Raw genomic sequence first — 6,099 nt, 5'->3', positions numbered from 1 at the left:
TGGTGGACGGTGCCCATTGGCAAGAGATTGACACCACAAAATTTCTTCCCGCTACGGTTAAGACTCTACAAATCCTGGTCGATTTACTGAGGAATAAAGTTGATAAACGAAAAGGCGGAATCAAGTTTAACCGCAATATTCCGGCCAAGTTACCCACTTGTAAGACTGCCCCTTCCTTGCGCAAGGTGGACACTTCTTTATCCTTGGGCAAAGACGAGTATCGAAAAAAATTAATTACCCGGCAGAAAAAAATTCATGAACTCCATAATGAACTCTATCGGTTGCGCATCCCCATGGTCATTGTCTATGAAGGTTGGGATGCTGCGGGAAAAGGCGGAAATATTCGCCGTTTAACTGAAGAAATGGATCCGCGGGGTTATGAGGTGATTCCCATATCCGCTCCTAATGATGTGGAAAAAGTACACCATTATTTATGGCGTTTTTGGACGGAGTTTCCTAAGGCCGGTCATTTAACTATTTTTGACCGTTCCTGGTATGGTCGTGTGTTGGTTGAACGGGTGGAAGGTTTTTGTGGTGAGAATGACTGGAAACAGGCTTATCGTGAAATTAATGAAATGGAGGAGAACTTTCATAATTATGGAACCGCTTTGGTGAAATTCTGGGTTCATATCGATAAAGACGAACAATTAAAACGCTTTGAAGCACGCAAGGAAAACCCCGCCAAATTATGGAAATTACACGAGGAGGACTGGCGAAATCGGGAAAAGTGGGATTTGTATGAAGAAGCGGCCGAGGAAATGTTTCTGCGTACTCATACCCCCTTTGCCCCGTGGACGATTATCGAGGGTAATTGTAAGCGCTATGCCCGGATCAAATCTATGGATGTGGTAATCGAAGCGATTGAGAAGAAGATCGACGAGAAGGCTTAGGGAAATTTTTTGCTGTCCTTTTTAGTACAAAATAAAAAGTTTTATTTTTTGTCGCTGAGTTCCTCGATCTTTTCAATTCCCTTAATCGCGATAATCTTATCAATATCCGGATTTGCACCGCTCACCCCAATAGCCCCGACCAGTTTGCCATTATAATACAAAGGGATTCCCCCTTTTACTCCCCGAATAACTTTCAGGCTACCAATATCGATAATTTCAAGATTTTCGCCATTTCGGGCTTCTAACTCCTCAGTCGCTACTCCTTTAAAGCAGGATGTTTGTGCTTTAAATTTTGCGAAATCGTACAGGCCCGGATCCATTTTTTCACTTTTAGAACTGGCCAGTATGCGACCATCTATTCCCACGACCATAATGGCCACTTCGACTTTTTGGTTGATTGATTCTTGATGACAGGATGCAAGGATTTTTAATGCGGTCGCAGTATTAAGTCTGGGGATTTCTTCAAGCGTAACCTTGCTATAACAAAGCACTGCCCAAAACATATTTAATAAAAGAAAAATTCTCATAGACTGTTTATTAATTTAGTTAAAAGTAGAATCTAGGGTATTTAGTTGATCTTCTGACCAAGGTATTGCCCGATACATTTTATTTAATTTTAGGATTGAGAGGAACGGAGTATTCGTATGCTTTCAACTTTGTTTTCTTTGACCTGTAAAGACAAACCCCAATTTTTTCACTTTCTTTTTAAACTCCTAACCTGTTGAAATTACGATGAATCAAGATATCACCAATAACCGTAGTGGCCTCCTTGCTGGCGGAAACTGGATTATAGACCAAGTCAAAATGATTGATGTCTACCCCAAGCATGAACAACTTGCGAATATTTTTGATCAGTCTCAAGGAACGGGTGGTTCCCCTTATAATGTGTTGCTTGACTTGGCGAAGATGGGTGCGGGTTTTCCACTGGTGGGTGCCGGCCTAGTGGGACAGGATCGACTGGGAGAATATATTCTAGAGGATTGTCGATCAAATGGGATTGATCCCGCATTTATTTCAGTGTCTCCGGGAACATCAACTTCTTACACCGATGTGATGACCGAAATTGAAGGGGGAAGAAGAACTTTTTTTCACAATCGTGGAGCCAACGCAACCTGGGCGGGAGAAGATATTGATTTCGCAGGGAGTAATGCGAAAATTTTTCATCTCGGTTACCTGCTCTTATTGGATGCAATTGATGCGGAAGACTCGGAGCATGGAACTGTGGGGGCTGCTTTACTCGCCAAAGCCCGGGCGGCTGGCTTTAAAACCAGCATCGATGTGGTGAGCGAGGACAGCGAGCGCTTTTCCAAAATTATTGGACCGGCATTAAAGCAGGTTGATTATTGCATACTTAATGAAATCGAAGCCAGTAAAGTAACCGGTGTGGCAGTACGCAAGGATGGTCAATTACTGGAAGATGGAATTGAGGAAGCGAGTCAAAAACTTTTCGAATTGGGGGTGTCTGATCTGGTGGCAATTCATTTCCCGGAAGGTTCTTATGGGGCAAAAAGCTCCGGTGAAAAACTTCGTCAGGGCTCTTTATCTTTACCCAAGGACTACATTAAAGGGGCTGCGGGAGCAGGGGATGCTTTTTGTTCGGGTGTATTGCTTGGTATCCACGAGGACTGGCCTTTAGAAAAGTGTTTGCTCACCGGAACCTGTGCCGCTACTGCCTGTATGTCCAACCCGACCTGTACCGATGGATTACGTTCTCTCGAGGAATGCCTTGCATTGGCTGACCAATTCGGAATCGGAGAAGACAAAAACTAATTTTATAACCTAACTCTCACTCATTAATGATTCAGGATTCCTTAAACGATTTCAATTCTTCAACGCGACAAGATTCACTGGCTCAGATTGCCAGAGAGGAAACTTTTCCAAGCATTCGTCCGATTGTGAATGCCCATGCCCATACCTTTTATTCATTTAATTACAAAGGATATTCTCCCACTCGATTCGCAGTGGAAGCGAAGAGGGAAGGCTTGGAGATGGGGGGAATTGTTGACTTTGATGTGCTCGATGGCTTGGAAGAGTTTTGGAGTGCCAGTCGATTACTTGATTTAAAAGCATGTATTGGAATTGAATCCCGTGTCTTTGTACCCGAGTTTGCAGACCGGGAAATTAATTCTCCGGGCGAACCTGGAATCAGTTATCACATGGGTACTGGTTTTACTACGACCCGTATTCCACAGGAGGCACAGATTTTTCTCGATACTATGCGATCCACTTCGGCGGAGCGTAATTTGGCCATGGTGGCCCGGGTAAATGAATTTCTTTCCCCCTTACTTTTAGATTATAATAAGGATGTACTTCCCCTTACTCCCAATGGTAATGCAACGGAACGGCATCTCTGTGTGGCGTACGCCCGAAAGGCAGCAGCGATGTATCCAGTGGAGGAGGATTTAAGAAAATTTTGGAGTGAAAAACTGGGGGTGGCACCAGCGGACATCAAAGAATTACCAGAAGGGCGACCGATTACTGATTTAATTCGAGCAAAAACGATGAAGCAGGGTGGGGTGGGGTATGTAAAACCTGACTCTGGGTCTTTCCCGAATATGGCGGAAATGAATCAATTTGTATTATTATGTGGTGCGATTCCCACCTTTACCTGGCTTGATGGTTGTTCCATTGGGGAGCAGTCGATTGAGGAACTTGTGGAGGTGGGGCGTTCAACCGGAGTGGCTGCATTTAATATTATCCCCGACCGCAATTATACTCCCGGGCAATCGGATCAAAAATTGGAAAATTTAAAACAAGTTGTTCAATTAACCCAAGACCTTGGCCTTCCTTTACTGGGTGGTACAGAGATGAACAGTCCGGGGCAAAAATTTGTGGATGATTTTTCTTCCGCAGAATTAGCTCCCTTACAACCGGTATTTATTCGCGGTTCCTGGATTCTTCATGCCCATTCAACACTCCAAAGGGATACCGGAATGGGCTATCTGAGTGACTGGGCCAGTAATCAATTTTCAGACACGACTACCAAGAATGAGTTTTATGCTACATTTGGAGAGCTCTATTCCCCACGGGGAGAGAAGCGCTTAAAGGAGGCATTACATTCTGAGATGAGTGCGGGAGAAGTGACTGAACTTGCCCGCCAGGTAATGTCTGCTTAGTAAATGTCCACTTTTGTCGGCTTTGGCTTTGGTGCGATCCAGGGGGGGCTATTTTTAGCAGAAGCATATTCATCCCAGTCTTTTTCAAGGCTGGTAGTCTCGGAAATTGATGCGGAATTAGTAAATCATGTCAGGCGGAGCGGGGGCACTTATTTTTCCAATATTGCCGGATCCACCCGCTTAAGTAATATCCAGGTGGAGGGGATTGAAATTTATAATCCTTTAGTAGCGGAGGATCGTGAGCAATTAATTGATGCAATTGCGGAAGCTCAGGAATTATGCACCGCGTTACCGAGTTTTAAACTATACGATGTTGGGGAGGAGGCTTCAGTGGCAAAATTAATTAGCGAGGGGCTGAGAAGGAAAATCGATTCATCCAAACTTCCCTCCTGTGTTATTTATGCAGCAGAGAATGATTCCCGGGCTGCTTCCCGGTTACAGGATGCATGTTCTTCATACCTTCCCGATTTTCAAGAAAACCGCTTCGTTTTTTCGGAAACGGTAATTGCCAAAATGTGCTCGGTGGTCACGGATCAAGAACGAATTCAGGCGGAAGGACTAAGGCCGATTGTGGATGGGTTGAACCGGGCTTTTTTAGTGGAAGAATTTGACCAAATTTTAATTGAGGAAAAAGTTCCAAATGATTTTAAACGAGGATTCACTCAGTTTGTTACCAAGTCTGAATTGGATCCTTTTGCCATCACCAAATTTCTTGGACATAATGCGATCCATGCTCTGTTAGGTTATTTGGCAAAGGAAGAAGGAATTGATTTTATGCATGACGCTGGAAAACGCTCCGATCTGATGGAGTGGGCAAGGAATTCTTTTTTAAAGGAGGCAGGAATTGGGTTGTGTCATCAATATGCCTCTGTGGACGATCCTTTATTTACAGAACTCGGATTTCAGGAACATGTTGATGAAGCCCTTACTCGTATGGTAAATCCTTTTCTTCGAGATCCTGTGGATCGAGTAACCCGCGACCCGGTGCGTAAAATCGGTTGGGATGATCGTTTACTGGGTTCGATGAGATTAGCCTGCAGGGCTGGAGTGGAGCCTCGTTTATTAGCCAAGGGGGCAGGTATTGCACTTCGCTATGCCTGTGAGAAAAATAAATGGGATTCCCCTGAGGCCGGATTGGAACAGGTTTGGAAAGAGGTTCAATGCGAGGAAAAAAATGAATTACAGGAGTTAATCATCACCAATTTTTGATTTTCTCCTTCCCTTCATTCCTCCTTTAAATTCAAAAAAGATTATTCTAGGATTGCAATTCCATCAAAAACGATCAAAAACAATCTTATTCGATCATTATGATTCGTGAAGCCTGTCCAACACTAGCCCCTCAAAGAAGAGAGCACATCCGATTACTCGTACGAGAAAGCGGTGTTGCCCGTGTGGAAGACCTGCGACGTGAATTAAAAGTTTCGGTTGCCACAATAAGACGAGACTTAGAGGTGTTAGAAGAGGAGGGAAAGGTACGGCGTGTCCATGGCGGTGCGGTGAGTACTGAGAACCGACTTGATGAAGCGGTGTTTGATGATAAAACCAATCAATTTTCGAAACAAAAACGTGCGATTGCAGAGGAAGCGTATCAATTAATTGGGCAGGAAGAATCGCTTTTCCTGGATGGGGGAAGTACCACACTTTGCTTGGCCCGCTTATTGAAGAACCGAAATGATTTAACTGTGGTGACCAATTCTTTACGGGCAGCTGCGGAACTAGCCAATTCGGAACCCCGGGTGATTCTGACTGGTGGAGAACTTCGAAAAATCAGTCAAACGATGGTGGGACCCTTGACTTCTGCCGTACTGAGCCAAGTCCGGGTGGACCGTGCGTTCATGGGTACGATGGGATTCTGCTTAAAGAACGGGTTGACCACCACTGACCCCAATGAGGCATTTGTGAAAGGACTGGTCGCGGAGCAGGCAGTCCAAGTGGTGCTATTAGCGGATTCGAGCAAGGCAGAGAAAGTATCATTCGCCCGCGTTTCTGACTGGGATAAAGTAGACATCTTAGTGAGCGATCAAAACCTACCCCCTATTTTTACCAAATCTTTACCCAAGCGTGGACTAAAAGTCTGCGTCGTATAAGTTTAT

The 6,099-nt window shown here is 44.5% G+C and carries 5 protein-coding genes and 1 pseudogene; 5 read left to right on the top strand and 1 reads right to left on the bottom strand.

Annotated elements, in window-relative coordinates:
• A pseudogene (locus ACKPQ5_RS06665) lies at positions 1 to 890 on the top strand (phosphate--AMP phosphotransferase); the annotation flags it as partial.
• 41 nt (positions 891 to 931) lie between these two features.
• Here the strand turns inward: ACKPQ5_RS06665 and ACKPQ5_RS06660 are convergent.
• On the bottom strand, positions 932 to 1,417 hold the full coding sequence (locus tag ACKPQ5_RS06660; protein WP_407678320.1) for a GlcG/HbpS family heme-binding protein: 486 nt from the start codon (positions 1,415 to 1,417) through the stop codon (positions 932 to 934).
• A gap of 205 nt (positions 1,418 to 1,622) precedes the next feature.
• Here ACKPQ5_RS06660 and ACKPQ5_RS06655 point away from each other — a divergent pair, with 205 nt between their 5' ends.
• From ACKPQ5_RS06655 to ACKPQ5_RS06640, 4 genes are all read left to right on the top strand, one after another.
• On the top strand, positions 1,623 to 2,660 hold the full coding sequence (locus tag ACKPQ5_RS06655) for a carbohydrate kinase family protein (protein ID WP_407678319.1): 1,038 nt from the start codon (positions 1,623 to 1,625) through the stop codon (positions 2,658 to 2,660).
• A 26-nt stretch (positions 2,661 to 2,686) separates the two neighbouring features.
• Positions 2,687 to 4,006, top strand: coding sequence for a PHP domain-containing protein (locus tag ACKPQ5_RS06650; RefSeq protein ID WP_407678318.1), 1,320 nt, complete (start codon positions 2,687 to 2,689; stop codon positions 4,004 to 4,006).
• A gap of 3 nt (positions 4,007 to 4,009) precedes the next feature.
• Entirely contained in the window at positions 4,010 to 5,215 is a 1,206-nt protein-coding gene (locus tag ACKPQ5_RS06645) for a mannitol dehydrogenase family protein (RefSeq protein ID WP_407678317.1), read from the top strand.
• Between the two features lie 98 nt (positions 5,216 to 5,313).
• The gene (locus ACKPQ5_RS06640; RefSeq protein ID WP_407678316.1) at positions 5,314 to 6,093 is read left to right on the top strand and encodes a DeoR/GlpR family DNA-binding transcription regulator; all 780 of its coding nucleotides are present in this window, start codon (positions 5,314 to 5,316) and stop codon (positions 6,091 to 6,093) included.
• The last annotated feature ends 6 nt before the right edge of the window (positions 6,094 to 6,099 follow it).

It is taken from the genome of Candidatus Seribacter sulfatis (genome assembly GCF_964187635.1).
In the GTDB taxonomy this organism is placed as follows: Bacteria; Verrucomicrobiota; Verrucomicrobiia; order Opitutales; family Seribacteraceae; genus Seribacter; species Seribacter sulfatis.
Note: the sequence above shows the minus strand (reverse complement) of the source record. Positions and strands in the feature narration are given on the sequence as shown.

Excerpts from the sequence above, each read along its gene's own strand:
- ACKPQ5_RS06645 (WP_407678317.1), top strand. The coding sequence starts at position 4,010 with ATGTCCACTTTTGTCGGCTTTGGCTTTGGTGCGATCCAGGGGGGGCTA.
- ACKPQ5_RS06660 (WP_407678320.1), bottom strand. The coding sequence starts at position 1,417 with ATGAGAATTTTTCTTTTATTAAATATGTTTTGGGCAGTGCTTTGTTAT.
- ACKPQ5_RS06655 (WP_407678319.1), top strand. The coding sequence starts at position 1,623 with ATGAATCAAGATATCACCAATAACCGTAGTGGCCTCCTTGCTGGCGGA.
- ACKPQ5_RS06650 (WP_407678318.1), top strand. The coding sequence starts at position 2,687 with ATGATTCAGGATTCCTTAAACGATTTCAATTCTTCAACGCGACAAGAT.
- ACKPQ5_RS06640 (WP_407678316.1), top strand. The coding sequence starts at position 5,314 with ATGATTCGTGAAGCCTGTCCAACACTAGCCCCTCAAAGAAGAGAGCAC.